Genomic DNA, 26,789 nt, shown 5'->3' on the forward strand with positions numbered 1-26,789 from the left:
GGAATGCATAAAATCACGAACGGTTTGCACGCAACTTCATCTTCAAGCATCCAGGATGGTGTCATGATTTCCGGATTAAACTGCACGGCCTACAATGACCAAATCCCGCTTAATGCCATCAAGCTCCGCAACCCCGGGGAGAAGCCCCCATTGATCAAAGCCAAACTTCATCAACAGCTTAAGGCTCGGTTCATTATGGCCGAATACAAATCCGACCAGATTACTGACGCGAAGGCGCGGGCACTCCTCAATTGCCTTCTGAATTAATATGCTTCCGGCACCGATGCCGCGATATTTCTCGTTTACGTATATGCTGATCTCAGCTGTGCCGTTATAGGCCGGACGGCCATAAAAGGATTGAAAGCTCATCCATGCAACCATTCCGTCATCGGACCGCATGACCCACAGCGGACGAAAATCGTTGCTGTGCTCTTCGAACCAGCGTATACGACTCTCCACCGTGACCGGCTCCAGATCGGCGGTTACTTTTCTGCCTGAGATCGTCGAATTGTAAATGTCAACAATGGCCGGCAAATCCTCTTTGACGGCATAATCGATACGGTATTGTTGCGTCACGATGTCCTACCTCCGAATAGATGCGTAATCTTTTTGTACGAGATCTATTGTACAAGAGGCAGCGGAAAAACGCTTCTGTTTTTTCAAGCGGCATTAATTCACGAAGGTGTTTCGCACACGCTTGGAGCGAATGAAATACGGGATCCAGATACAGGCGTACAGAATGGACCGGGTAACTTCACGCATGAATGTCCCATCATTCCCCTGAGCCAGGATTTCGATTTGGCTGACTGCGACATAGTCCACTATGCTGGTCAGCAGACTAAATAAAATATAACCGATCATCAATTTGGGAAACGCCTTTTTTTTGCGATAGAGCAAAAATAAAGCAAAGACTAATGCAATAATAAACAACACATTAACTACGGTCTCAAAAAGGATTAGCTGGACAAGCGATTGATTGTAAGCAGCCGATCCTTTATCGGTAATCATACTCCATATCTCCGGCTCGAACACCGGGAAAATATGATTAAACAGCAGGTATGTGATCGTGATCAATGAAAAATACATAGAAATCTGGACTAATACAAGCCATCCGCCAAGCCCTTCCACTTTAAGTTTTATAAGATATTTGGGTGTCTGGCCCTGCGGTGATGAACCAGGATTGTTCTCCTGAACTTGATTCGGATCCATTCGAGTGTAATTCCTCCCGTATAACATGTAATTTATTAACTTCAAAACATTATATAGGAAGATCAAGCTCATAATAAAGGAAAACTTTACTTACGTGTTTGAACGCGATAACCTAACATTAATAGCGTAAAAGCCGTCTTCTGATGATGAAAGGAATGAACAGAATGAATGAACGATTGCAAAGTTTGCTACAATCCATGAATACACAGGGCTGGGATCATGTCCTTGTGACAGACCCCAAGCATGTTTACTATTTGACCGGATTTGCGAGTGATCCTCATGAGCGTTTCCTGGGCCTGCTCCTCTCCTCTGCGAATGATCCGGTGCTGATTGTCCCCGCATTGGATGCCGACGCGGCAGCGGCCGCTTCAACGGTTAAGCATATTGTCACGCACCAGGATACCGATAATCCGTATCTCTTGCTCAAGCAGCAGTTTCAAGGTGCCGTCGGTACGCTGGCGCTAGAGAAGGATCAGCTTACGGTCTCCCGTTATGAGCAGCTGCAGCAGCATGTGAACGCGAACCGGATCGAAGATGTTGGCGCCGTGCTCCGGGAGCTCCGAATCCGAAAATCGGCCGATGAAGTGAAGATCATCAAACATGCAGTAAGACTGGTTGAGGATGTTCTGACACAAGGCCTGGCCCAGATCAAAATCGGCGTCAGTGAGATTGAGGTTGTGGCAGAACTGGAATACCTAATGAAAAAAATGGGTGCCGATGCTCCGTCCTTCGCCACAATGGTATTATCCGGCCCCAATACCGCCTTGCCTCACGGTGTTCCCGGTACGCGCCGGATTGAAGCAGGCGATCTGCTCATGTTCGATATGGGAGTTTATGCGGGTGGTTATGCGTCGGATATTACCCGTACCTTTGCCGTAGGCGAGCTGAAGCCTGAAGCCGTCGACATCTATGAGACGGTTCTCGCAGCGAACCTGGCCGGCATTCAGGCCGTAAAACCCGGCGTAACCTATGGGTCGATTGACCAAGCCGCTCGCAAAGTGATTGACGACGCAGGGTACGGCCATGCTTTTGTACATCGCTTGGGGCACGGGCTTGGCATGGATGTTCATGAATATCCGTCCATCCACGGTTTGAACCAGGACATTTTACAGCCCGGGGCGGTATTCACGATCGAGCCCGGCATTTATCTGCAAGGCGTAGGCGGCGTGCGGATCGAGGATGATGTGATCGTAACCGAGGATGGCGTCGAGGTGCTGACCTCCTTCCCGAAAGAACTGACTAGCATCGGATAATTCCATTTTCAGTATGATAAAAAAAGCCCGGATACCGTTTTACTTACGGTATTCGGGCTTTCTCTATGTACCAGAAGAGCCATCCTCCGGCAGAAACAATGCCTTCAAGATGGCTCCCATGGTTACGTTCTTATGCCTGAACCATATCCAGTTCAATGTTGTCATCGTTGTACACGTCTTTATCGACTTCATTCATGACTTTCCCGGTAATCACGCCCGCTGTCATGGAGTCATTCACGTTCAGTGCCGTCCGTCCCATATCGATCAGCGGCTCGACGGAAATCAACAGGCCCGCCAAGGCAACCGGCAGGTTCATCGTGGAGAGCACGATGAGCGAGGCGAAGGTAGCCCCGCCTCCGACACCCGCCACGCCGAAGGAACTGATCATAACGACCACGATCAGGGTAAGGATGAACGACCATGAGGTCGGGTCCACGCCGGCTGTCGGCGCAATCATGACGGCCAGCATAGCAGGATAAATGCCCGCGCAGCCGTTCTGCCCAATCGTGGCGCCAAACGATGCCGAGAGATTCGCGATGCCTTCCGAGACACCCAGCTTTTTGTTCTGGGTCTGCACGTTAAGCGGAATCGTAGCCGCGCTGGAACGCGACGTAAAGGCGAAGGTCAGCGTCGGGAATACCTTTTTTACATATTTAAGCGGGTTGAACCCGAATATCGCCAGCAGTACCAGATGGATAATGAACATGGCGATCAAAGCCACGTACGAAGCAAGGACAAAATCGATCAAATTCATGATGACCGCAAGGTCGGTCGTGGCAATCGTTTTGGCCATAAGCGCCAAAATCCCGTAAGGGGTCAGACGAAGCACCAGCGTCACGATGCGCATGACCACGCCATACACCGCAGAGATCATATTGCGGAACGTTTCCGCCTGCTCCTTGTTTTTTCGGTCTAACCCGAGAACCGCGATCCCGATGAATGCCGAGAAAATAACGACCGCAATCGTCGAAGTTCTTCGCGCCCCCGTCATGTCGGCAAACGGATTGCTCGGAATGAAATCCAGGATCTGCTGCGGGAGCGTACGGCCCTCAACATCCCCGAGCCGTTCTTGCAGCAGTGCACCCTGCTGCTCTTCCGCTGCACCGCCTTGGATATTGACGGCGGACAAATCGAACGCCAGCGCGGTTGTAATCCCGACTGCAGCGGCTACGGCTGTCGTCAGAAGCAGCACCGTAATGATAAGTCCGCTCATTTTGCCCAGATTCTTTCCGCCCTTCAGCTTCATGATAGCCGATATGATCGACACCATGATCAGCGGAATGACCATCATTTGCAGCAGCCTTACGTAGCCGTATCCTATCAAATTAAACCAATCGGTGGATTTCACCACCACATCGGAGGTCGAAGTGTAGATGAGCTGCAGTGCCACTCCGAACAACACACCCAGTCCGAGTCCGGCAAACACGCGTTTGGTAAACGAGATATGCTTTCTCTGCATCCAGTACAAAATACCGACCAGCAGAATCAGAACAAGGACATTGATGATAACCCAAAGCGTTTCCATCCTAATGATTCCTCCCATTCTTTAAATAAGGATATATGTGCTCCATCCTCATGTCATAAGTGCGCTAGTATGTATTCATATCCATTACAGCCCACTCTAAACATATCATTACCCGATTGAGAAAATTCCTGTCAAAATCGTTAGTTTCCCATCGATGCGGATTATGTCGACTATGTTGATCGGATTACCACTGATATCACCCTACTATCATATCATGTAAACTTCAAAAGGAGAACCACAAATATTAACAAAACCGTTTCAATCAGTTCATTGAGCGCTCCATATGTATCCCCCGTCAGTCCTCCAAGTCTTCGGCTCATCCGTTCAGCCGTTAAACTTCCAGCTGCCCAGGCTATGAATGGGATAATAAGGATTCCTCCGACTGCAATCGTCCAAAGATTAGTCTCGCCTGCCGTGAACCATAGGAAACCTACAGTAACTAGCGTTAAGAGAGCAGCCATTACGCCCGCCAGCGATCTCCTTCCGGCCGTCAATCCGTGAAATAGAGCGGCTAGCCCCTCACTTCCCCGTGCCATCGGCCAGCGATACATCGCATGGACCATAAACCAGCGGCTCCAAACCGGAGCGAGCACCAGCAGCCATGCCTCTTGTTTCCATGCCCCGGCTGACAAATCCCATACAGACATGATCAAGGAAGCCTTCAGAAGGAGCAGCAGCATACACGCCATGACGCCCATCGCACCCACACGGCTATCCTTCATGATTTCAAGCATCCGTTCGCGCGACCGATGGCTGAGCAGCGCATCCGCGCTGTCCATCCAGCCATCGAGATGAAGCCCTCCAGTCAGCGCCACCCATACAACCAGCAGGATGACGGCAGCAGGAAGGGAGGGCAGCACATAGCTTAAGCCCAGTCCCAATCCGCCAACGATAAAGCCTATGACCGCCCCTACCAAAGGATAAAAAACGACGCTCCGTTGCTGCACTTCCGGCGTAAAAGGAATTTCTCTCCGCACCGGCAGCCTCGATAGAAATTGAAAAGCGGCCGCAGCCGCTTCGATCATCTTGCTCATATGAGATACTCCTTGCTCTTGATTTCCATCGGAATTCCCGCCGTCACCAAAAATACTTCATCGCATACCTGAGCCAGCCTCTGATTCATGATCCCTGCCCAGTCGCGATATATTCGGCCTAGCGGATATTCCGGAACAATACCCGACCCCACTTCATTGGTTACCAAAATGACCATGCCCGGGTAACTCTGTACCGCTCTTGCCAGTCTGCCGATTTGAAGTCCTAACCGTTCTTCCATTGCAGCACTTCCTTCAGGCTCAGCTTGCAGCAGCACATTCGTAAGCCACAGCGTCAGGCAGTCCACTACCACCGCAGGGGCATCCGAGGCGGACTGGCCGAGCGTTTCCAGCAATTCGGGCAGTGCGACAGGCTCCTCCACCGTCTCCCAACCATAGGCTGAATCCTGCCTGCGGTCTTGATGAATCCGGATCCGTTCCCTCATCTCTTCGTCGTAGGCTTGCGCAGTCGCCACGTACGTTCCAGAGTCCGATCGCTTCATGCACAGCTTCTCCGCGAATGAGCTCTTTCCGCTTCTGGCCCCGCCTGTTACCAACACGCTTCCACGATGGCTCATACGGCCCCTCCGCTGATTCCAGCGCTCTCAAACGTCGCCATCTCGTTCACGATCCTGCACGCCGCCTCGACCAGATGAAGGCACAGCACCCCGCCCGTCCCCTCGCCAAGACGCATGTCCATTTGCAGCATCGGCTGGAGTCCGAGCTCTTTCAGCAGAAGAACATGCGCCTGCTCATGCGAAACATGAGAGGCAATCATATAGGAGAGAGCGTCCGGGCAGATGCATTTGGCAACCAGCGCCGCCGCACTGGATATGAAACCATCGATGATAACAGGACAACCGTGAGCAGCCGCACCCAGGATCAGTCCAGCCAACCCGCCGATTTCATATCCTCCAACTTTGGCGAGCACGTCGAGGGGATCATCGGCATGAGGTCTATTAACTTGTATAGCCTGTTCCACCACTCGAATCTTATGCAGCAGCCGTTCATCCGTTACGCCGGTTCCCCTCCCCACGACTTCAGAAGGCTGATAGCCGGACAGAACAGAGAAGATCGCCGCACTCGGTGTCGTGTTCCCAATGCCCATCTCTCCGGTCACGAACATTTGCGTTCCTCGCGATACCAATTCGGCAGCTACCTCTGCACCGACTACAATGGACTCCAGTGCCGCTTCCTTTGTCATCGCAGGCCCTTTGGCCATATTGGCGGTTCCTCTGCCAACGTTCCGCGACATCAGCTTCTCATGGTTCAGCTCGATCGCGACCCCGATGTCCACACAATGAACGTCTGCCTCCGCCTGACGGGCCAGCACATTCACAGCCGCCCCTCCATTCAGGAAGTTCATGACCATCTGGGGCGTTACCTCAGCCGGAAAGGCGCTGATTCCTTCTTCACAGACTCCATGATCGCCAGCCATGACAACGACGGATTTTTGGGTGAACGACGGTTTCATATTCCCTGTAATGCCCGCTAATTGGATCGCTAGCGACTCCAGCTTGCCCAGACTGCCCGGAGGCTTCGTCAGCGTATCCAAATAAGCGGCTGTTTCGTTCTGCACCTCGACACTCAGCGGTTTTATGTTAGCAATGTAACGATTTAAACGATTCACGATGGTATCCGTCAATGAAATGACCTCCTCATATCTTGTTCCTAAATCTTGCATCCCCGCCCGGAACATGCGGCTGCATCGGTCAGGACCACGTGCTATTTGCCGTTAACAGCACCTGCGGAGCGCCATTCTCGGGATGGGCCACAATCGAGGGCTCTACCCGGAAGATTCGGCGTATATACGCCGCTGTCAAAACTTCTTTCGGCTTGCCAATCCCCGCGATCTTTCCCTGATCAAGCACCAGCAGCTTATCGCAAAACTGAGCTGCCAGGTTCAGATCATGTAGTACGCTGATCACGGTAATTCCGGAGGAGCTCCGCCACTGCGCCACCATATCCATAAACTGAAGCTGATAGCGGATATCCAGATAAGTCGTCGGTTCATCCAGCATCAGCAGCGAGGGTTCCTGGACCATCACCTTGCCAAGCGCGACACGCTGACGCTGGCCCCCGCTTAACTCGGTAAGCCGCCGTTCTTCCAGACCGTTCAGATCCAGCTTTCGGATAACGGCCTCAATGAGCGGGGCTGCATCCTTATCTTCACGACCAAGCCAGTTCAGGAAGGGGAATCTCCCCATCTCCAGCACTTCCCGGACCGTAAAATCAGTAGGGTCAAGCCCTTCCTGCTGAAGCACCGCCACGATCCGTGCCAGCGCCTTTCGGGTATAGCGTCCAAGCTCCTTGCCCCGAAGGGTCACGCTTCCTGTCGTGGGACTCTCCACACCGGATAACAGCTGCATAAGGGTGGATTTACCGCTTCCGTTCGGACCGATGATCCCCCACCATTCCCCTTCGGCAATGTGAAGGTCCACACCTTCAAGAATCGGCACCTTGCCATAGGCTTTGCCAAGTCCTTGAGCTGTAATCATGATAAACCCTCCCTGCGCCTTTTTTTGTTCCGGTATAGCAAATACGCAAAGAACGGAGCGCCTATGAATGCCGTAACTACACCCAGCGGTATTTCCGTTGGTGCCAGCACGGACCGTGCCGCCGTATCGCACCAGACCATGAACATCGCGCCGCCCAGAGCCGACAGTGGAACAATGACGCGGTAATCGGAGCCGGTGATCAAACGGATCATATGCGGTACCACAAGTCCCACGAATCCAATCACGCCGGAAACCGACACGGCTGCTGCGGCGAGCAGGGTAGCAACGATGAGCACGCTCGTCTTCAGCTGATCCACATTCAAGCCCATATGGGCGGCCTGCCGTTCCCCCAGCGACAAAATATTAAGCGCTCGCGACCTGCTCCATAAGTATATAAAACCTGCGATAAAATACGGGAAAAGGATGGCCGTATACGACCATCCACGCATGCTGAGGCTCCCCATCGTCCAGTACAGGATCTGGTTCACCGTATCTTTGGACATGACCGTCAGGAAGGAAACGACGGCACCCAGAAACGACTGCATCACCACGCCGGACAGAATGAGCCCGTGGATCGGCAGCTTTCCTTGATCCCTCGCCAGCAGCAGAACGACCCATAAGGTCCCTGCTCCGGTCAGAAACGCTACAAGCGGGAGCGTGTAACCTCCGGCAAAGGAGTATTCCATCCCGAAAAAAATCAGGGATGCTGCGCCAAGCGCAGCACCCGAGGATACACCGAGCGTAAACGGATCCGCCAGCGGATTGCGCAATACCCCTTGAAAGGCGGCTCCGGCGACGGCCAGGGAGGCTCCTACGAGCATCCCAAGCAATATGCGCGGCAATCTCACCTTCATTAAGATTTGCTCGGATGAAGCTTCCCAGCCCGGAACGATGGAATCGCCGATTCCCGGCAGCCGGTGCAGCAGCATCGCCCCAATCTCTCTCACAGGCAGGTGCACGGAGCCGATTCCGAGACTGACAACCAAGGTTAACAGTAATAGGATGATGCCGGCCGCACCGAATCCTGCAAGTTTTTTACTCATGGATTCATCAGTTCCGGATAAACGGCCTTCGCCACTTCAATCAATCCTTGCGTTACACGGGGACCCGGACGGCTTAACAGATTCGCATCCACGGATATGACCTGATCGTTCTTGATGGCTTCGATCTGATCCCAGCCGCCGCGCTCCTTAATCAGCTGATCCAATGTTTTCTTGGTTGCTTCGTCAACGACATCGTCCGTGTACAGAATGACGTCGGGGTTTGCAGCGATAATATTCTCCTCGCTGATTTCGAACCAGCCTTCCGCTTCGCCGGCTGCGTTAACGCCGCCAGCTAAGGTGATGATCTCATCCATAAACTCGCCCTTGCCGACGGTCCATCCTGGAGAGAATTCCACATACACTTTCTTTTTGTCTTCATCCTTCACGGATTTCACGGCTTCTGTAACGGTAGTCAATTCCTGCTTCATCTGATCCACGACGGCTTTCGCTTCCGCTTGACGGTCCGTAATTTGTCCGATCAACTGGATGTTCTCCATTACGGCATCGATGGTTTTCGGATCATTGACGAACAGGGTAACGCCAAGCTCACGCAATTTCTCGGCATTCTCGGCATTCATCGAAGCGGCGAATACCACATCGGCATCAGCTGCAATTATAGCCTCTTCATTTACTTGGAACCCGCCCAATTTCGGCTTGGATTTGGCCGCTTCCGGATAATCGTCATTATCGGACACGCCCACAATTTCCTCATCCAGGCCCAAAGCGAACAGTTTTTCCGTCTCGGACGGTGTCAGGGATGCAATTTTGGCCGGAGCTTTCTCAAACGTCATTTCAACCCCGGTTGAATCCTTGACGGTCAGCGGATACGTCGTTTTAAGCTCTTCGCCCGAATCCGCAGGCGCTTCGTTATTCTGCTCTTCCTGCTGTGCCGGCGGCGTTGTATCCTTCGGCGCAGCTTCTTCGCCTCCACAGCCGATCAAGGCCAGAGCCATCAGTATGGCTACCAGAAGTACGGACCATGTTTTGTTCAATGCTTTCATCTCTTGAAATCCCCCTATACATAATTGAGAACCTGGCGCTGCGAGTTTACATTCCTTCGACCGATCCTTACCGGGAGAAAAAAACATCAATCGTCATACTCCAAAGAAGCAAAAATCCCCGACTCCTCGTAAAACAAGGAATCAGGGATTACGTTTTAACATAAGGACATCTGGATCACCGTTCACAGATAGCGCCTTAAACTTCCGCCCACACATGCTGCATGGGTCCGGCAAACGTAATCCTCTCCTCGAAGGACCGTCATTCATTCGCCGAGGGCAGGTCTCCTGACTTGCAGGCTGTAACGACTTCTCCGCCTTCCCAAGCGCTTTTGGCTCAGTGGCATATGGAGAAGTCCCTGCTTCACAGTGGCGGGACCGTGCCGGACTTGCACCGGCTTCCCTATTAACCCGGCAGATGACAATAAATGCCCTCTGTCCGGGACCCTCGCAAATAATATGAATTTATGTATGTTAGGCCAAGCATGGTTTCTCTGCCCAAGATTATAGGCGATAAACCTCCCTCTTACAACCGAAAGTTTCGGTCATTTCAAATGCCTTATGATACGGATTTATCCCGTTATCGCCCATTCCGCACCGATATCATACGATTTCGTTTAATCGCTTAACCGTACGCCTTGCCAGCGTTCTCCGTCCCATGTCAATTGCAGCTTGAGCTCCTCGCCCGGCGACACCTGCGTCTCCCAGAATTCCGTATGCGGAAGGACTGCTGCAGCGATCTGCCGGATGACGCCTCCATGGGTCACCACAAGCACATCAAGCTCCACCCTCTGTGCTCCAAGGACATAACCAACTGGCATTGCCTCTGCCTCTGCCTCTGCCTCTGCCTCTGCCTCTGCCTCTGCCTCTGCCTCTGCCTCTGCCTCTGCCTCTGCCTCTGCCTCTGCCTCTGCCTCTGCCTCTGCCTCTGCCTCTGCCTCTGCCTCTGCCTCTGCCTGCACAAGGGTATCCGGATCTTCCTCTACATGCAACAGTTCCTTTAAATCCAAATGCAATCCGGTCAAGAATGCCTGAAGCCGGGAACGAAACGCCTCCCAGCTCTCCCCATTCGGCGGCGTAACTTCTGCGGGGTTATCAATCCAGCGCCGATAAGAGATATCCGATTTCAAATCCTCGTAGGTTTTCCCTTCCCAATCTCCGAAATCGAGCTCGCGCAGCCGCGGATCATACATCACTCCCGGTATAATCCTGCCCAAAACTTCATCATCAGGAATAGCAGCCATTTTGGAGTCCGATAGGATAACATTCAGCGTCTGTCTGCATCGAAGGAGATCACTGCAATAGATCCGGACAAACTGCCCGGTAAAAAACCTATCCCGAAGCGGGAGGAGCTGTTCCCTTTCCTCAACCAGGATTCCCTGATCCTCATGGCCGAGATAACGGCGCTCCTCGTTCCACAACGTGCGGCCGTGACGGACCAGATGCAGCGTGATCCTCATATCCATAGGTTTCCTCCGGCTGCGGCAACAAGTCCAAGCACCAGGGTACCCAGCAACGTAAACAATACCGACACGCCCAGCAGCAGACGGTTTGTCACCCGAATATGCTCCGCTTCAAGCGGGCGTTCGGGATCCCCCATATAAGCCCGGAACGAGATCACGCCTTGATAGGAATTCTCGCCTCCCAGACGAACCCCCAGCGCACCGGCAACGGCCGATTCCGGGAAGCCGCTGTTCGGACTGGGGTGCTTTCGCGCATCCCTTCTTACCATTTTGATCGCTTTTTTCCATTGCAGCGACAACATGGCAGCCACCATGGTCAACAGTCCTGCCGTCAGACGTGCCGGTATCCAATTGGCGATATCGTCCAGCCTTGCGGATGCCCAGCCGATATGCTGGTATTTGTCGTTTTTATATCCGACCATGGAGTCGAGCGTATTCACGGCCCGGTAGGCCATCGCCAGCGGCGCTCCCCCGATCAGGGCAAAAAACAACGGAGCGATGACCGCATCCACGATATTCTCCGCAACCGTCTCCACCGTTCCCCGCACGATCTCCGGCTCATCCAGATGACCGGTGTCTCTTCCGACAACCATGCTGAGCGAGCGTCTGGCCTCCGCGATATTCCCGGAGCGAAGATGGCCGTAGACCTCCAATCCGGCTTCACTCAGCCCTTTAATGGCAATCGTAGTCGCAATAAGCACGATCTCTACTCCCCACGCTAGCCAAGGATGAATCGCTCCGCACAGCTCCAGCAGCAGCCATGCCAGCACGAAGGATCCGCCGGCAACGATCACCGGCAGCAGAATGCCCGCTCGCTTCAGGCTCTGAGCGGTAGTCGCCCGTTGGCGTATCCAGCCTTCAACCCGGCGAATGGCTTTCCCCATGCCGATGACAGGATGGGGAAGCCATCTCGGATCTCCGATCAGCAGGTCCAGCACGACCGCTGCCCAAATGACCCATACGACGGTCATATCCGGTCCTCTCTTTCGGTAATAATGCTTTCCATAACACTCTCGTAGACAAGACGGCCGATCATGCCGCCCAGATCGGTTGCGGTTCCGGCATAATGGTGGTTCACGCCATACGCTGCATTGCCGCTGACCCCAAGGACCATTGCGTCCGTTGTCGTTCCGGTCGCAACGCCTCCGGTCTCATGATCCCTCACGCCAAGATCATGCAGCGCAGCGGCTTTCGCTTCCGTCGCCGTCAGCATCGCGTTCACCATGCAAGCCGGCGTCATCATCCCGTCCACCATCAACATGATATTAATCGTGCCCGGCTGATAAGCGGCAAAGGTCGTACGACTCGACCCGGCACGGGCTGCATTGCCCACGCCGGCGGTGGTGCAGCACAGGATGGAGGCTTGTTCACTCCGCTCTTCCCGAATAGAGGCATACTTCAGTTTTACCGCTGTCATCAATCCAGCTGTGGATTCAGCCGGATAACCGTGAACAGCCATAAAGTTAACCATATCGTTCACAGGGTCGCTGCAATCGTAATGCTTGTCCACATAACGGTTTACGATATGATCCAATAGCACGAATCCGCCGCCGTATATGGCACTGCTTATGGACGCAGCCGGCTCCGGAAGCGAGATCCGGATATGCGGATGCGGCCGCTCCGATTCCAAGTACACTGTGGCTCCCGGCCAAGCATCCGAGCAATACGGACGCGTGTTGCCTTTCAGAAAAGGTGCTGCCATGTTTTTTCTCTCCCTGCTCCTTAAATATCTGAACCAACTGTAGCGTTCTTCCTATAGCTCTGCTGCTAAACATCCCTATGTCACGCCAGCAGAAGAATTTCCAAGGACCTCTGCGGTTATGGCCAGCAGCCTGTCATTAGCTCCGGCATCCTTAACGGCTAGCCGGATATGACGCTCACCAAGGCCCGGGTACATGGCGCAGCTGCGGACAAGCACGCCGCGTCTGCCCATCTCCGACTGAAACCTCCCGGCACTCCATGGCCGCGGAAGCTCCATGAGTAGAAAATTAGCCTCGCCCGGCGTAACGTCTAGCTCCAGCGCTTGTAACCCCCGTATGAGCTTCTCGCGCTCTGCGCGAATCAATTGCAGCGTATCCAGTTCATATTCCCTGCCGCTGCCAAGACAAGCCTCTCCGGCAAGCAGCGCCAGTCCATTGACGCTCCACGTCACCTGTTTGCCTGCCATCTTGCGTATCACGTCAGGATGCGCGACCGTATATCCGAGCCGCAGGCCCGGAATCGCATAAAACTTGGTCATCGACCGGACAATGACCGTCCGCGGATAGTCTTGCAGCTCCGGCATCAAGGTCTGTCTGTCCACCGGCGGAATGAAATCGATGAAGGCTTCATCCAGCACCAGCCAGGTCCCTTCTTGCTCTGCACATACCGCTATTTCACGGATATCCTCCAGGCTGTATTGAACCCCGTTCGGATTGTTGGGCTGGCCCAAAAACACGAGATCCGTACGGGCCAACAGCTCCATAACATCCGCCTTGTCTGCTCTCCAGTCCCTCTCCGGATGTCCGCACACGGAGTGGATGTCCGAACCAAATTTTAAGGACAATTCCCGATATTCGGAAAAACACGGGTCAACTACGCCCACAATCCCTGGCGTAAGACCCATCAACAATAGCGCCATGCACTCTGCCGCTCCGTTGCCGACAAGGATTCGTCTGGTATCGGTGCCTAACTCAGCTGCGAGCCGCTCCTTGAACCTGCGGTGTCCCGGATCCGGATAACGAATGACCGCACTCATTCCCTCTTGCAAGGCCGTCATAACGCCTTGCGGCGGTCCGAGCGGGTTAATATTGGCGCTGTAATCCAGGAAAGCCGAGGCTTTCCTTCCGAATGCAGCCGCCGCCGTCTCCACGTCTCCTCCATGGCCGTACACCTCGATCAAGGGCTGTTTTTTGTCGTTCATAAGGGCTCCTCCTGTTCCATGTCCCGGCTCTTGCAAGCCCTGCCGTTATGTAATGCCATCATTATGTCGCTACCGTCCCTGCCTCGTCAACATGGAATGCTTTGTCTCTGCCTTAAAATTGGTTTACAATAGTCTGGAAGCACCACATTTTGATTTGTGACGACGGAGGATACTATGCTATTTATCGATAATCAGGGGATCCACGATCCTTCCATTAACCTAGCGATTGAAGAATATGCCTTGAAGCACTTGTCCATGGACGAGAGCTACCTTCTTTTTTATATCAACAAGCCTTCCATTATTATCGGAAAGCATCAGAATACGATCGAAGAGATCAACCAGGAATACGTTCGTGACAACAACATTCAGGTTGTGCGCCGGCTGTCCGGGGGCGGAGCCGTATACCATGATCTCGGCAACCTGAATTTCAGCTTCATTACGAAGGATGACGGACAGTCCTTCCACAACTTCCTGAAGTTCACGCAGCCGGTTATCGACTTCCTGCAAAAGATGGGCGTGCCCGCCGAGCTTAGCGGCCGGAATGACCTGCAGGTCGGCGAGAAGAAAATTTCGGGGAACGCGCAGTTTTCGACGCGGGGACGCATGTTCAGCCACGGCACGCTCATGTTTGACCTGAACCTGGATGATGTCCAAGCCTCGCTGAATGCCAATCCGGAAAAATTCAAATCCAAGAGCACCAAATCCGTCCGCAGCCGCGTGGCGAACATCAAGGAGCTGCTTGGCACGGATATGACGATTGAACAGTTCCGCGCCGAGCTGCTTCGCTCGATTTTCGGTATGGAACCGGATCAAGTACCGCAATACGTCCTTCAAGAGAAGGACTGGGAGATGATCAACCAGATCTCGAAGGAACGCTACCAGAACTGGGATTGGAACTATGGGCTATCCCCGGAAAGCAATGTGAAGCATGCCAAGAAGTTCCCGGTGGGCATTATCGATATCCGAATGGACATCCGTGAAGGACATATCGGAGAGATCAAGATTTACGGCGACTTCTTCGGCGTCGGCGATGTCGCTGATATCGAGAACCTGCTCCGCGGCAAACGGTATGAAGAAACAGCGGTGCGCACCGCGTTATCCGGTATCGACGTCAAGTTTTACTTCGGCAACCTTGAGCTCGACGATCTGATCGGCTTGATTTTCCTTGAGGAATAGAGCCGGCTCGTATTAAATAAGCCTCCCGCCCGTATGCAACATGCACAAGGGTGGGAGGCTTTTTCATTTCAAACAGGTATACCTCGGATCAAGAGGAGGCCATAAACACATACCAAACGAGGACCAGCGTTAACACAATGCAGGCATTCTCTACCGTGCGTCCCCATTTGCTTCCTGTGCTCATGATTTTCAGTTTAATTCTCCATTTGAACGGAGGAAGCGGGCGGATTCCGCGATTGGTCAATGCATCTGCAAGCAAATGAATGGAGTAGGATAAACCGCCGGCAAACCATAGGCTTTCCCCGCCGATCTTACCCTGCGATGCGAAATACAGCAGGCCCGTCCATCCGGCAGCGGCATAGACGGTATGGGTTAACCCCCGGTGGGTCACCAAGGAGCCTGCAATAAGCACGCTGCCTGCGATCGTGTTCCACGGGCTGAAGCCCTGCCCAAATGATATCAGTCCGAGACCGATCAGGAACATGACGATATGGCGCAGGGTCCGGCTTGGCAGGTACGAAACCACCCCGATCAGTCCGGCCAGGGCGATGTTCCAGGGGGCATACTCCTTGCCGTAGAAGACAACAAAGATGGCTGCGCCGATCATGGCCAGCTGAAGGATTCGCAGCAACCCGGAAGGAATCGCTTTGCGCACCAGCAGAGAGTTGGGCTCGTCAATATCGGGAAGCAGCGCGCTAACCAAAGCCACTGCGGCAGCCGGCAATGTGACAGGCACTCCGCTCATGCCCATGACGGATAACGTGACCCCTGTGCTAATAATCAAATGAGCTCTGCCCATCATGATGACAATCTTCCTTTCTAAGCTCAATGCTGACTATGGGATCGATGGATCGCTTGCCGACCTTCACCTCCGATAGCCCAGGGTCATGAGAATGTACGTTCGGTTCATTAGTATAGCAAAATCATCCTCTTTTTGTCTACCCCTTCCACTTGGGTTAGGCCTAAAAATGGTTGTCCGATTCTCTGATATGGGATACAATTTGATCACTTGCCCAAGGTTACGACCTGGGACGAATGCACGGGAATCTCATCAGGAGTTTCACGCCTTCAGGAAAGGATGACTACCGAGTGAATCGCTCACGAATTGCCGATCTCAGCCTGCTTCTGGTGGCCATGATGTGGGGATCTACGTTCCTCATCGTTCAGCATGCGGTTCGCGTGCTCCCGCCGATGGCTTTCAATTCGGTCCGCTTTCTGGGAGCGGCCCTGCTCCTTGCATGGATCATCACCCTCCTCTACCGGAGCCAGTGGAAGCTAATATCCGGCAAAATGCTGCTGCATGCTTGCCTGCTGGGTCTTTTTTTATTTATAGGGTACGCCTTTCAAACCGCGGGTCTTTTGCACACGACCACGTCCAATACAGGCTTCATTACCGGCTTGTCCGTCGTGCTGGTCCCTTTCATATCCTATGCTCTGCTAAGGCACTCCATCTCCAAATTCACCTGGATCAGCGCTTTGCTTGCGGTGGCAGGGCTGTATCTGCTTACCTTCACCGGATCCGGCATGAGCCTGAATAAAGGGGATTTGCTGGTGCTCGTTTGCGCCATCGGTTTTGCGCTCCATATCGGTTACACGGGCGTTTATGCCGGGAGATACCCTGCTTTGCTGCTGGCGGCGCTCCAGATGGCTGTCGTGGGGATATTGAGCTTAGCGGCATCTGCGCTAACCGAGCATGTCGGCAATGTGACCAACTTGATGGGGAAGCTGACCCAGCCGAACGTGCTGTGGGCGCTGGCTGTATCCATCGGACCTACCAGCGCATTCGCCTTCTGGATCCAAACCGTCTGTCAAAAATATACGACGCCGTCCAGGGTGGCCATCATCTATGCAACGGAGCCGGTATTCGCCGCGCTGACCGGAATCCTGTTCGCGGGAGAGCGGCTTACGCTCATCGGCGGCATCGGTTGTCTATGCATTTTGGCAGGAATGATGATTGCGGAATTGAAGTCTGCGCCACAGAAGGTACAATAGAGTTAAAGACAGAGACAGAAACAAAAGGAGAGATACCCATGACAACTTACAAATTGATGGCCATCGACATTGACGATACCTTGATCAATGACGATAAGGAAGTAACCCCCGGCGTCCAGCAGGCGCTTGAGCAAGCCGTAGCCCACGGTGTCGTTGTGACACTGGCAACCGGGCGTGCCTATGCGTCCGCTCAAGCTATTGCGCGTCAAACCGGACTCAACGTTCCCATTATCACCTACCAGGGCGCCCTGATTAAAAATCTGCTCGACGAGAAGGTTCTCTATGAACGCTTTGTACCCGTCGATGCAGCCGTGAAGCTGTATGAATACTGCGTAGAGCACAATCTCCATCTGCAAACCTACATCGATGACAAGCTGTATGCCCGTGAAGAGAATCAGAAGCTGATCGATTACTGCGCCCTGAACCGGACGCCGTATTACATCGAGCCTGATTTTATGAAAATGGTTCAGCAACCGACCCCGAAAATGCTCATCATTGACGATCCGGACTATCTGGATGAACTCATCCCTGTATTCCGTGAGCTGCTGGGCGATGACATGCACATTACCAAATCCAAACCGCATTTTCTGGAGTTCATGCATAAGGAAGGCACGAAGGGACATGCACTCACCTTCCTTGCCGATCATTTCGGCTGCGACCTCAAGGAAACCATCGCTGTCGGAGATTCCTGGAACGATCACGAGATGCTGGAAGCCGCCGGTCTTGGCGTCGCTATGGGCAATGCGATCGAGCCGCTTAAGGCAATTGCCGATTACGTTACGCTTGGGAATAACGAAGACGGCGTGAAACATGTCATTGATAAATTCGTGCTCAACCAAGGTTAATATCCGGAACAAATAAATCTGCGCAATTAAGCCTCCATGATATCCATGGGGGCTTGTTCATGTCCTTTAAAAAACGCAGCCAGTGCGTTCCCTAACAGGTCACGAGGGACGGCGCAGAGCCTTCGCGGCTTGTCCGTCATTCCCGATCCGGGTTAAACGTTAGAATCGGCTTCAGAAGCGCCGCATCGTTGAACTCCAGCAGGCCAACCTCCATGCACAGCTCCATCAATTTATGAATGCCGTTGTATTGCTGCAGATTCCGTTGATGGATGACGGACAACGCTTCGCGAACCATTTTTTGGGCCTGTTCAATGCTCTGATGCTCCACGGCCTGAATAATCTCCTTGATACTCTCCAAGTAATATACGGTCCGCCTGAGCGAGCGGATCAGCAAAATCTGCCTGACTTGCGACGGGGTATACAGCCGATATCCATTCTCGGGGTTTCGATCCGGGGTGATCAAGCCTTCCTTCTCCCAGTGACGGATGGCGGACGATTCCACGTTGGTCAGTTCGGCGACCTCGCCGATTGTCATATGGGGTTTGAGCTTTTTATCCTTGATGATGTTAAGTTCGGGATTCTCGAGCAAGGCAAGCGTTTCGTCTGCAATGTTTTTTTCCTGCAACAGTTTGACCTGCTCCCCATTCACGAGCCAGAGGGCTTCATCCATCTCCCTCTTCTGAATGTGGCGAATCACATCATAAGTAACCGCGTACCCAAAGCCCGGAAACATGGCGCGCAGACAACGGAAGTAAGCCATATGCATTTGCGTGTATAAACGGTAGCCCTTCTCGTTCCGGGCAGGAGGGGGTACCACTCCCCAAGATTCATAATGCCTTAAAGCACTCGTGCTGATTTGCAGCTCTTTGGCGATATCTTTCGGCTTGTAGTAATGCATGCCGTTCCCTCCCCAATCACGATTGAGAACCTACTTTACCAGAATCGCAAGCCATTGGCAAACCTTAAATTAAAACATTAAAGTGCTATGAGAAGATTTATTGGATGACATCCTCGACATGGTTGGATCCGCTGCAAGACATCTTCTCACTTGCATCAATGTTGTATATTGAGTGGTGTAGAGGCAAGATGAACTTATTATTAACCGCGGGAGGCTGATTATGATGAACGTGCACATAACCGAGGAGTTTCCACAGAATCAAGAATACATGGATCTAAAAGCAGCTGCAGGGCTGCCTGAGGTTGAGATTTCGGCCATAGCAACAGCGCTAAACCGCAGCGTGCTGTCCCTTCTGGCCAGAGACGACAATGACCGGCTGATCGGGATGGGAAGGGTCGTAGGGGATGGCGCTTTCTATTTTCAACTGGTGGATATTATGGTTGCGGACTCCCACCTTGATCAAGGGGTTGAAGAGATGATCGTGTCCGAGCTGCTCTCCCGGCTGGCAAAAATAGCGCCAAGCGGAGCCGAGGTCACCGTCATCACCGACGTGCCCGGAATCAAGCTGTACCAACATGCCGGCTTCAAGCTGCTGTACCCTGATCGATACGGCATGGCCAGGTCTCTGTAAGAGAGCGGGGCCTTCAAACCTGTGTATGGCATCTCACTGGGCTGCGAATTGTTTCCGCTGCATCTCGCTTTCTTTCATTATTCAAATAGTCCTCGAATTGTTGATAAATCAATATTGACTCATGAAACGGCTGTTCCGGATTGTTTCTATTGTGGTATAATCAATATATAGGAAGCGTAAAATAATAAAAGTCACGATGCTCGATACATCGTGACTTTTAACAAAGGCCAGTGGGCAACCCACGGCGAGAGATTCATACGAAATGAAAAACCACCGGTTAGGGAGCCAACCTATCGCCGGTGGTTTTTCTTGTCTTTACGTGTTTTCTTCTGTTTTCCGCTACCATGCAAAGTCTTCAGGCCAGCAAAAATACCAACCACTTTTAGTAGCACATCCAGAATCTTCACCAAAAGATCAAGTGACACAGCGTCGCCCCCTTTCGGGTAGCTTCGCCGTGTCAACATCCCACCGGTTACTCTCGCGGATAATGTTATTAGCTGTCTTTTGGATCTCTCCCAGTGCCTATCTAGCCAAGTTCACATCTTTAGCCCAGGTTGCATTGTAATCGGCGCTGTATGCATCAGTATCGAGTCCATCATATTTTTTTCACTTGCTTAGACTCACGGTCATCCCTGTCCTCGCCACGCGGACTCCCTCCGGAAGAGGCAGCTCCTTCCGAACGTCGACGTCATGAGACATATGGGTATACACCGTTTGGCGAGGCTTCACCTCGGCGAGCAGCTCTGCCGCTTCCTTCATGTCATAGACGGAGCGCGTCTCAAATTTGGCGGTTTCATGAACAAAGCTGGTTCCGAGGACCAGCAAATCCACGCCATTCAGCGGTTCCTTTTCCGCAGGGCTCAGATTAATCGAGTCGGAATTGTATACCCAGACGTACCCGTCCTTCTGAAACCGGTATGCATAAGAATATCCGTTCTGTCCATGGTTTACCTTCCAGCAGGAAATCTCCCAGCCGCCCAGTGAAAATCCATCATCGACTGGCGTCATCTCCATCTGTCGCGGGAGCCATGGATACTGCCTTACAATCTGCTCCAGCACCTCGGCAGGGGCGTATAACCGTCCCTTTTCCCTCTGCCATCTGCAGGCATCGCTCCATTCCGGCAGGCCGCCGATATGATCAAAATGGGCGTGCGTAATCAGCATATCGCTCATCTTCCGCATTCCCAGCCCCTCCATCATAGAGCGCCAATCCGGGCCGCAGTCGATCATGAAGCACGTTTCATCGCACTCTACCATAACGGCAGAGCGCAAGCGCCGATTGTTCCCCGTATTCCGGGCTTCCGTGCATACCTCACAATCGCAATATACCCGCGGAACGCCCATGGCATCTCCCGTTCCCAAAAAAGTCAATGTATCCCCGCTCACACGACATCCCCCATTTGTGCTTATAGATTTGTTCTTGTTTGCGTAAAAACCTTGTCCCTATATTGTATAAGCGCACGAAGAAAAAACAAAGACCGCCCGGATCATCCCGAACGGTCTTTCGTCTTAAACGGTATCATAGCAATTCATTAAGCAAATGAGGGCTTATTATCGTCAACAGCTCCGCTGATGACCTTGACGTATTTCTTATCTACACCTTCCACAGAAGGACCAACATATACACTGTTCTTGCTTGGGCGTCTAACCGAGCGCTTCCGGGATTTCAGCGTACTCATCATCGGTACGGGTCCCCGAACCACCCAGCTGCTGCCATTGGCGGACTCCTGCGGATGACCTGACGTTCTCTTCTTCTCATTCCTGCTCACGACGAATCCCCTCCAACTAAATGCCTGATGGTACGAAGCAGCTCACGATTCTGTTCTACAACCTCCGCGAGATCTTCATCCGTAAGAATCTCATGTCCCGTAAAATGCACGGACAATACATGATTTACACCTAAAGGATAGCAGAACACATACACCTGCGCAACTTCCTCTTCGTGATAAAATGCCCATTTTCCACTATTATAGACATCTATCACGTAAATCGACTGGTTACTTGGCGAATGTTCCTTACTCCCATCGAACGGGAAATACCGTCCTCTACCTACATTACCCCCAATTTGGGCAATGCCTTCATCTCTTCGGCCCCAGAAGGCGGCCCCGGTCACCCTGAAATCCCCTGCAGCCGGTGGGAGCAAGGAATTTCGGACAGCTTCACTCAGTGCATGATATTTTCCCGCTTCATCACTCACATGCACATTTCGGTTATATTCCCAGAAAAAATGCAGCACGCTTTGCTTGCGCCTCAGCTCCGCATCCTTCTGTTCAATCACGGTGCTCGGGTTGTTGTAGAACCCTTCGGTTTCGATCGCGCTCAGTATATGCCCGCAAGCGACATCGACGGCTGATTTGTAATCGTCATCGCTTCGCAGTTCATATTCGAGCAGCGTTAAGCCCTGCAGGTCGGAGAGTAGATGGTAATCCTTAACGATCACGTCTTGAACGGAACTGCTGTCTGCCTCCACCTGATCCGGGATGATGCAGTACACCCTTCGCCGCCCGAGCCTTCCCCAATACAGTCCCATCTCGAACAGCGTGTTGTCGCGGGTAACAAATACATGTTTGCCTCGAATGAGTGCCACATCATCCGGAGAAAAGACGAACACACCAAAATCACTGGACGCCAGCTGCTTCTCCAAAGCTTCCATCGTATACATGTTCGCCCCGAACGTTCCGCCGTACCAAGGTGTCACTTGGGCGGACCGTTTAAGCTGTTCGTGGATCGCCCTTGCATACTTGATGGCCTCTCTGGAAGAACCTATGAATAAATTCGGCTTCGGTATGGTCATAGGCACATCCTATTCTCCCTTTGTTATACATTTTAGTCTTATTCGACCATTATAACAAAGTTGCCTATTTTTGGGTGAAAATTATGGCAGGCGCATGTTGGTATAGTATATGCTAAGGTTTTAAAACAGACCCCATAAATAACCATGTGCCGGTGTCCCGATCTTCAATGGCAAAGAAAAAAGGGCGGTCAACATTCATGACGATCGGCTGGGAGGTCAGAGCAGCAGTTGTCTCGATCCCGACTGCTGTAATTGCAGCAGCCTCTGTTCCCTTTTCGCTGACATCAACTACGGTTTTGTGTTTTATCTTATCAATCCAAAATTTCTCTCCATCGGCTGCCATGGCGCTAAAATCAGCTGCATCGCTGTCGAATGCCTGAATCATCCCCAAACTTTGAAGCGCATTCGGGAGCTCGAAGGTCTGTTCCACCTTGAATTTGGGCAGCCCAAGCTGGATGGTCTCATGCGGGAAATCACCTTTCCAGACGGACGCATCCTTCCACAGCTGCTGCTGCAGCTCATCCATGGATGAGGATTCCTTCGGCAAGATGACCAGCATATGCATGCGGCCATCTCCATAAGGGATGCGGATCGCCTGCCAGGACTCCCCTTCTTTGTAACCGTATCGTCCTTCCCGCTTCATCATCGGAATTTTTTGAGTGGTGCCGTCAGAAAGCGTGAATTCTTCATCCACGGTATTCGCCGGATCAAATTCGTCCGTCCACCCGCCGTTAAAATAAATGGCATTGATCAGAACCGCAACGCCGCCCGGAGGCTTATCATATATCGAGGGAATCATGCCGCTCGTCTTGTCGTTCACCCACCGATTTATGGCATCCACTGCATCGGCATGCAACAAGTCGGCCTCCTTAACTTCAGCACGATAGCTATCCTTAACGGCCTGCAAATACGTCTTCTTCATCTCAAGGCCTGGCTGGTGCCAAACGGAATTGGCCACATTCAGCACGACGCCGCCCCCATTCTCCAGCAATGATCGCAGCTGGCGGTTCCCATCGTTGATATCAGCCACATTCATGTCCTTCCATCCAAGTACGTCGGACATCTCGGCGGCCGTACCGCCCGCTGTCCCGTTATAGGCCAGTGCCAAAGCTTGCGTAACGCTGTATGGAGAAATAATCAGATTATCACTTCTGTACTCCGGGTTATTCGATAACGCCTGATGCAATCGTAAGCCAAAATCATTCTGCGCTTCCACCATGCCGGTATCAATCTTGGTCAATACCTCTTTACGTTCTTCAGCCGACAATTCCTTCACTTTGGGCAGCTTATCCACCATGGCTTGCGGTTCCCCTGACTGGATATCGCTGCCCTGAGCGCAAGCGGTAAGCCCCATAAGTAAACATAGGCCCGAGAGTACCATTCTTCTTCGCATAACCTTGTCCCCCTTCAATCTCAAATTCCTTGTCTATCTGCTATTGACGGAATAATGTCACCTAATGTTTCATATACAGGATCATTTATCCAAATTTAGTTGGCAACCCATTTGTTCACCGTTACAATGTAGAGAACCCGAACCGTACTTAAGCATGTACAGAATACAGAGCGAAAGGAATTTCTACATATGCAAAAAATTCGCCTTGAAGGCAGCAAAGTGACGCTAAGATCCAGGAAACCCGAGGATACCCCGGTTTTATATAATCTGATCTATGGCACGAAGAATCCGGAATGGAAAAAATACGACGCTCCTTATTTCCCGCTCAAGCAGATTTCCTACGAAATATTTGAAACGCAGTGGAACGCCGACTTCGAAACCGATCAATTTCCGAGTGATTTGCTCATCGAAGCAGAGGGAAAGACGATTGGCATCGTCACGTTCTATTGGGAGCATGAACCCTCACGCTGGCTGGAAGCGGGCATCCTGATTTACGATCCGAGCCATTGGAGCGGCGGATACGGCACGGAAGCGCTGTCGCTGTGGGTGGAATGTCTGTTTCAAAATCTCACCATCGCTCGTGTCGGCATCACCACCTGGTCCGGCAATCCGAGAATGATGCGCTGCGCGGAGAAGGTTGGCATGCAGCTCGAAGGCCGTATGCGAAAGTGCAGATATTACGAGGGCGTTTACTACGATTCCATTCGCATGGGCATTCTGCGCGAAGAATGGGAAGCGCGGAAAATGAGCGTGTAGGGCAAGGATTGTACGGCACCATCCGTTTACATGGAAAACTTCCAGTACATGAGGCGTTATTCAGATCATTGCTTAATGTTCTATATATACAAATAAGAGCCGGCCAGGAGATCCTGGACGGCTCGCTTTTTTGTCTTTTTTGATCGACGGACCATGTACGAAACGCAGCTCAGCACGCGACTGACCCTCATGAACCCTCAATCGCTCCCGTTTGCCGCGAGCATCATAGACCGGCCAGCACCTGATACCAGACTCCGCGCTTGGAATACAGCGTCTCGCGCACCTGATCCCATCCACCCAGATACTCGATATCGAATAACCCCGGCGGGTTGGAAAACTGATCCTTCGTCTGTTCATACACCGATTCTTCAACTGGACGGAACCCATACTTCACGAATATGCTCTGCGCCTCCGGCGTGCGCAAGTACTCTACGAAAGCTGCCGATACATCCAGCGTGCCGTGTTTTTCAGCGAAACGCTCGACGACTGCAGCCGGATTCTCGATCAGCATCGTGTGCTGCGGCACAACGATATCATATTGGACGCCTTGAGCAATCCGGGCGAGCAGCTCGTTCTCATACGTGACGATCACGTCGCCTACCCCGTATTCAAAAGCCGCCATGGAAGCCCGCCCGCTTTTATCGAGCGATTCCACATTGCGGTGAACCGCTTCAAGGAAAGCTTTCGCTTCGGCAGGGTCACGCTTCCCGTTCTCTTCCGATTGTTTCAGCCCCGCGCCGTAGATCGCGTTGATGTCCCACTGGGCGCCGCCCGATGTCTTCGGATTCGGATACAGCACCTTGACGTCCGATCGGGTCAGATCGTCAAAATCCCGTATTCCTTTCGGATTTCCCTCGCGCGTGCCGAGAACGACAATCGATCGTGTCACCATGCCGTTATACGGCTGAGATTTCCATTCCGGGTCCACAAGCCCTTCCCGAACCAGCTTGTCGACATCCCCTTCCATGGCAAGCAGCGTTACGTCGGCCTCAAATCCGCCCGTGATGGCACGAGCTTGTGTTCCGGAAGCCTCGTAGGATTCCTGAAACCGAATGGTTTCTCCCGTCTGCTCCTTCCACTGCGCTTGAAAAGCAGGGATGATCTCGGACAAGGCGTCTCTGGCCACGCTGTACGCGCCCAGAACGATCGTTCGCTCTCCCGCTCGGGATATCACTTCTTCGCGATCCGGCGGATCACTGGCGCATCCTGCCATAAAAAAACTGAAGAGAAGCGCCATGCCAACCAGCAGGAATGAGGTGCGTTTCATATTTAAGATCCGCATGAATGAATCCACTTCCCTTCGGATATTTAGAACCATCAGATCATAATTGGCATCGGGTCGACCTTCAATCGATTCTCCTCGATCCAGCTGTGCTCTTCATTAAAGAGATAAGCCCGGTGAACGAGAACCCGGACCTCTTGACCCGGGTACAGCGTTTCCTTCTCCAGTGAACGGTAGGTGATCAGCTTATGTCCCTTAACCTCCACCTCCACCAGCCATTCGCTGCCGCGGAAATGCAGATGACGGACGATCCCCGTCTCCGTTGCGGACAACACGCTGAAATCATGCTTGCTTCCAATCTCGATATATTCCGGACGAATCAGCGCACGCGTCGCATTCTTGTTAGCCGCTGCCTCAAATCCCTTCAGCTCGGCCGCGCTCGAAATCACGGTGGATTCGCCTATGAATGAAGCGACAAACGGCGTCTTCGGCTCCTTGTAAATATCCCAAGGAGTTCCCTTCTGCTCCACGCGCCCCTGATTAATAATCATAATTTCATCCGCGACTTCAATCGCCTCATCCTGGTCATGCGTAACAAAAATCGACGTAATGCCGACCCGCTCGATCAGCTCGCGAAGCCAGGAGCGAAGCTCCTGGCGGATCTTCGCATCGATGGCAGCAAACGGTTCATCCAATAAGAGCAGCTGCGGTTCAGGTGCCAGCGCTCTGGCAAAGGCTACACGCTGACGCTGTCCGCCCGATAACTGGTGCGGATAGCGGCTCTCAAAACCTTTTAAGCCGGTCAGCTCCACCAATTCCATTACCCGGTCCCTGATTATGGCCTTGGGAGTCTTCTTCACCTTCAAGCCGAAAGCGATGTTATCAAACACGGTCATATGCTTAAACAAGGCATAGTTCTGGAATACAAAGCCGATTCCGCGCTCCTGCGGCGGCAGATCATTAACCACTTGGCCATGAAAGGAGATTTGCCCGGAGTCCGGATTCTCAAGCCCGGCCAGCATGCGCAGGATGGAGGTTTTGCCGCCTCCGCTGGGCCCCAGAAGTCCAATCAGATGTCCCTTCTCAATCTCGAAGCTGACATCCTTGACGGCATGAAACGTACCAAAATGCTTGTTCAGATCGCGAACCTCCACATGCAT

The 26,789-nt window shown here is 52.5% G+C and carries 28 protein-coding genes and 1 riboswitch; of the genes, 6 read left to right on the plus strand and 22 right to left on the minus strand.

Annotation, left to right across the window (positions count from 1 at the left end; all coding sequences use genetic code 11):
* Positions 1 to 75 precede the first annotated feature (75 nt).
* Complete coding sequence (locus MKX98_RS27355) at positions 76 to 576, minus strand: GNAT family N-acetyltransferase (RefSeq protein ID WP_071222644.1); 501 nt, start codon at positions 574 to 576, stop codon at positions 76 to 78.
* Positions 577 to 669: 93 nt separating this feature from the next.
* The gene (locus MKX98_RS27360; protein ID WP_339219555.1) at positions 670 to 1,209 is read right to left on the minus strand and encodes a DUF2569 domain-containing protein; all 540 of its coding nucleotides are present in this window, start codon (positions 1,207 to 1,209) and stop codon (positions 670 to 672) included.
* Positions 1,210 to 1,373: 164 nt separating this feature from the next.
* On the opposite strand from MKX98_RS27360, the gene MKX98_RS27365 reads away from it, so the two are divergent.
* On the plus strand, positions 1,374 to 2,462 hold the full coding sequence (locus MKX98_RS27365; protein WP_339219556.1) for a Xaa-Pro peptidase family protein: 1,089 nt from the start codon (positions 1,374 to 1,376) through the stop codon (positions 2,460 to 2,462).
* Positions 2,463 to 2,592: 130 nt separating this feature from the next.
* Here the strand turns inward: MKX98_RS27365 and MKX98_RS27370 are convergent, their stop codons facing one another.
* The 11 genes from MKX98_RS27370 to cobD form a co-directional block, all read right to left on the minus strand.
* Positions 2,593 to 3,987, minus strand: a complete 1,395-nt coding sequence (locus MKX98_RS27370) for an L-cystine transporter (protein WP_071222641.1) — start codon at positions 3,985 to 3,987, stop codon at positions 2,593 to 2,595.
* 212 nt (positions 3,988 to 4,199) lie between these two features.
* Positions 4,200 to 5,021 (minus strand): adenosylcobinamide-GDP ribazoletransferase, encoded by an 822-nt coding sequence (gene cobS / locus MKX98_RS27375; protein ID WP_194544367.1) that lies wholly within the window; start codon positions 5,019 to 5,021, stop codon positions 4,200 to 4,202.
* A complete protein-coding gene (gene cobU, locus MKX98_RS27380; RefSeq protein ID WP_339219559.1) occupies positions 5,018 to 5,596 on the minus strand; it encodes a bifunctional adenosylcobinamide kinase/adenosylcobinamide-phosphate guanylyltransferase in 579 nt (192 codons plus the stop codon). Before cobU ends, cobS begins: the two co-directional genes overlap by 4 nt.
* Complete coding sequence (cobT, locus tag MKX98_RS27385) at positions 5,593 to 6,663, minus strand: nicotinate-nucleotide--dimethylbenzimidazole phosphoribosyltransferase (RefSeq protein ID WP_233355070.1); 1,071 nt, start codon at positions 6,661 to 6,663, stop codon at positions 5,593 to 5,595. Before cobT ends, cobU begins: the two co-directional genes overlap by 4 nt.
* A gap of 67 nt (positions 6,664 to 6,730) precedes the next feature.
* Entirely contained in the window at positions 6,731 to 7,516 is a 786-nt protein-coding gene (locus tag MKX98_RS27390; RefSeq protein WP_339219561.1) for an ABC transporter ATP-binding protein, read from the minus strand.
* Positions 7,513 to 8,559, minus strand: coding sequence for an iron ABC transporter permease (locus MKX98_RS27395; protein ID WP_339219562.1), 1,047 nt, complete (start codon positions 8,557 to 8,559; stop codon positions 7,513 to 7,515). Before MKX98_RS27395 ends, MKX98_RS27390 begins: the two co-directional genes overlap by 4 nt.
* Positions 8,556 to 9,560 (minus strand): ABC transporter substrate-binding protein, encoded by a 1,005-nt coding sequence (locus MKX98_RS27400; RefSeq protein WP_194544371.1) that lies wholly within the window; start codon positions 9,558 to 9,560, stop codon positions 8,556 to 8,558. The genes MKX98_RS27395 and MKX98_RS27400 overlap by 4 nt, the downstream gene beginning before the upstream one ends.
* A gap of 257 nt (positions 9,561 to 9,817) precedes the next feature.
* A riboswitch (cobalamin riboswitch) is annotated at positions 9,818 to 10,022 on the minus strand.
* Between the two features lie 152 nt (positions 10,023 to 10,174).
* On the minus strand, positions 10,175 to 11,023 hold the full coding sequence (locus MKX98_RS27405; RefSeq protein WP_339219564.1) for a histidine phosphatase family protein: 849 nt from the start codon (positions 11,021 to 11,023) through the stop codon (positions 10,175 to 10,177).
* Positions 11,014 to 11,991 (minus strand): adenosylcobinamide-phosphate synthase CbiB, encoded by a 978-nt coding sequence (cbiB, locus tag MKX98_RS27410; RefSeq protein WP_339219565.1) that lies wholly within the window; start codon positions 11,989 to 11,991, stop codon positions 11,014 to 11,016. The genes MKX98_RS27405 and cbiB overlap by 10 nt, the downstream gene beginning before the upstream one ends.
* Positions 11,988 to 12,722 carry an adenosylcobinamide amidohydrolase gene (locus MKX98_RS27415; protein ID WP_339219567.1) on the minus strand — a complete coding sequence of 245 codons (735 nt, stop codon included), beginning with the start codon at positions 12,720 to 12,722 and terminating at the stop codon, positions 11,988 to 11,990. The genes cbiB and MKX98_RS27415 overlap by 4 nt, the downstream gene beginning before the upstream one ends.
* 75 nt (positions 12,723 to 12,797) lie before the next feature.
* Positions 12,798 to 13,922 (minus strand): threonine-phosphate decarboxylase CobD, encoded by a 1,125-nt coding sequence (gene cobD / locus MKX98_RS27420; RefSeq protein ID WP_339219570.1) that lies wholly within the window; start codon positions 13,920 to 13,922, stop codon positions 12,798 to 12,800.
* A 174-nt stretch (positions 13,923 to 14,096) separates the two neighbouring features.
* On the opposite strand from cobD, the gene MKX98_RS27425 reads away from it, so the two are divergent.
* Positions 14,097 to 15,098 (plus strand): lipoate--protein ligase, encoded by a 1,002-nt coding sequence (locus MKX98_RS27425; RefSeq protein WP_194544376.1) that lies wholly within the window; start codon positions 14,097 to 14,099, stop codon positions 15,096 to 15,098.
* An 88-nt stretch (positions 15,099 to 15,186) separates the two neighbouring features.
* Here MKX98_RS27425 and MKX98_RS27430 read toward each other — a convergent pair whose 3' ends face one another.
* Entirely contained in the window at positions 15,187 to 15,900 is a 714-nt protein-coding gene (locus MKX98_RS27430; protein WP_071222630.1) for a metal-dependent hydrolase, read from the minus strand.
* A 287-nt stretch (positions 15,901 to 16,187) separates the two neighbouring features.
* Here MKX98_RS27430 and MKX98_RS27435 point away from each other — a divergent pair, with 287 nt between their 5' ends.
* Together MKX98_RS27435 and MKX98_RS27440 are read left to right on the plus strand one after the other, a co-directional pair.
* The gene (locus tag MKX98_RS27435; protein WP_339219573.1) at positions 16,188 to 17,090 is read left to right on the plus strand and encodes a DMT family transporter; all 903 of its coding nucleotides are present in this window, start codon (positions 16,188 to 16,190) and stop codon (positions 17,088 to 17,090) included.
* A 38-nt stretch (positions 17,091 to 17,128) separates the two neighbouring features.
* Entirely contained in the window at positions 17,129 to 17,935 is an 807-nt protein-coding gene (locus MKX98_RS27440) for a Cof-type HAD-IIB family hydrolase (RefSeq protein ID WP_071222628.1), read from the plus strand.
* Positions 17,936 to 18,071: 136 nt separating this feature from the next.
* On the opposite strand, the gene MKX98_RS27445 is transcribed toward MKX98_RS27440, so the two are convergent.
* The gene (locus tag MKX98_RS27445) at positions 18,072 to 18,833 is read right to left on the minus strand and encodes a TioE family transcriptional regulator (RefSeq protein WP_071222627.1); all 762 of its coding nucleotides are present in this window, start codon (positions 18,831 to 18,833) and stop codon (positions 18,072 to 18,074) included.
* A gap of 220 nt (positions 18,834 to 19,053) precedes the next feature.
* On the opposite strand from MKX98_RS27445, the gene MKX98_RS27450 reads away from it, so the two are divergent.
* A complete protein-coding gene (locus MKX98_RS27450) occupies positions 19,054 to 19,464 on the plus strand; it encodes a GNAT family N-acetyltransferase (RefSeq protein ID WP_339219575.1) in 411 nt (136 codons plus the stop codon).
* A gap of 290 nt (positions 19,465 to 19,754) precedes the next feature.
* Here MKX98_RS27450 and MKX98_RS27455 read toward each other — a convergent pair whose 3' ends face one another.
* The 5 genes from MKX98_RS27455 to MKX98_RS27475 form a co-directional block, all read right to left on the minus strand.
* The gene (locus MKX98_RS27455) at positions 19,755 to 19,889 is read right to left on the minus strand and encodes a hypothetical protein (RefSeq protein ID WP_258394733.1); all 135 of its coding nucleotides are present in this window, start codon (positions 19,887 to 19,889) and stop codon (positions 19,755 to 19,757) included.
* A 181-nt stretch (positions 19,890 to 20,070) separates the two neighbouring features.
* Entirely contained in the window at positions 20,071 to 20,850 is a 780-nt protein-coding gene (locus MKX98_RS27460; protein ID WP_339219578.1) for an MBL fold metallo-hydrolase, read from the minus strand.
* Positions 20,851 to 20,996: 146 nt separating this feature from the next.
* Positions 20,997 to 21,233, minus strand: a complete 237-nt coding sequence (locus MKX98_RS27465; protein WP_339219580.1) for a hypothetical protein — start codon at positions 21,231 to 21,233, stop codon at positions 20,997 to 20,999.
* The gene (locus MKX98_RS27470) at positions 21,230 to 22,258 is read right to left on the minus strand and encodes a nucleotide-binding protein (protein WP_339224592.1); all 1,029 of its coding nucleotides are present in this window, start codon (positions 22,256 to 22,258) and stop codon (positions 21,230 to 21,232) included. The genes MKX98_RS27465 and MKX98_RS27470 overlap by 4 nt, the downstream gene beginning before the upstream one ends.
* A gap of 112 nt (positions 22,259 to 22,370) precedes the next feature.
* Positions 22,371 to 23,651 (minus strand): serpin family protein, encoded by a 1,281-nt coding sequence (locus MKX98_RS27475; RefSeq protein WP_339219582.1) that lies wholly within the window; start codon positions 23,649 to 23,651, stop codon positions 22,371 to 22,373.
* Positions 23,652 to 23,840: 189 nt separating this feature from the next.
* Here MKX98_RS27475 and MKX98_RS27480 point away from each other — a divergent pair, with 189 nt between their 5' ends.
* Positions 23,841 to 24,407 carry a GNAT family protein gene (locus tag MKX98_RS27480; protein WP_339219584.1) on the plus strand — a complete coding sequence of 189 codons (567 nt, stop codon included), beginning with the start codon at positions 23,841 to 23,843 and terminating at the stop codon, positions 24,405 to 24,407.
* A gap of 223 nt (positions 24,408 to 24,630) precedes the next feature.
* On the opposite strand, the gene MKX98_RS27485 is transcribed toward MKX98_RS27480, so the two are convergent.
* Together MKX98_RS27485 and cysA are read right to left on the minus strand one after the other, a co-directional pair.
* Positions 24,631 to 25,689 carry a sulfate ABC transporter substrate-binding protein gene (locus MKX98_RS27485; protein ID WP_339219586.1) on the minus strand — a complete coding sequence of 353 codons (1,059 nt, stop codon included), beginning with the start codon at positions 25,687 to 25,689 and terminating at the stop codon, positions 24,631 to 24,633.
* Positions 25,690 to 25,724: 35 nt separating this feature from the next.
* Positions 25,725 to 26,789 carry a sulfate ABC transporter ATP-binding protein gene (gene cysA, locus MKX98_RS27490; RefSeq protein WP_194544383.1) on the minus strand — a complete coding sequence of 355 codons (1,065 nt, stop codon included), beginning with the start codon at positions 26,787 to 26,789 and terminating at the stop codon, positions 25,725 to 25,727.

It is taken from the genome of Paenibacillus sp. FSL W7-1332 (genome assembly GCF_037969785.1).
Taxonomy (GTDB): Bacteria; Bacillota; Bacilli; order Paenibacillales; family Paenibacillaceae; genus Paenibacillus_AQ.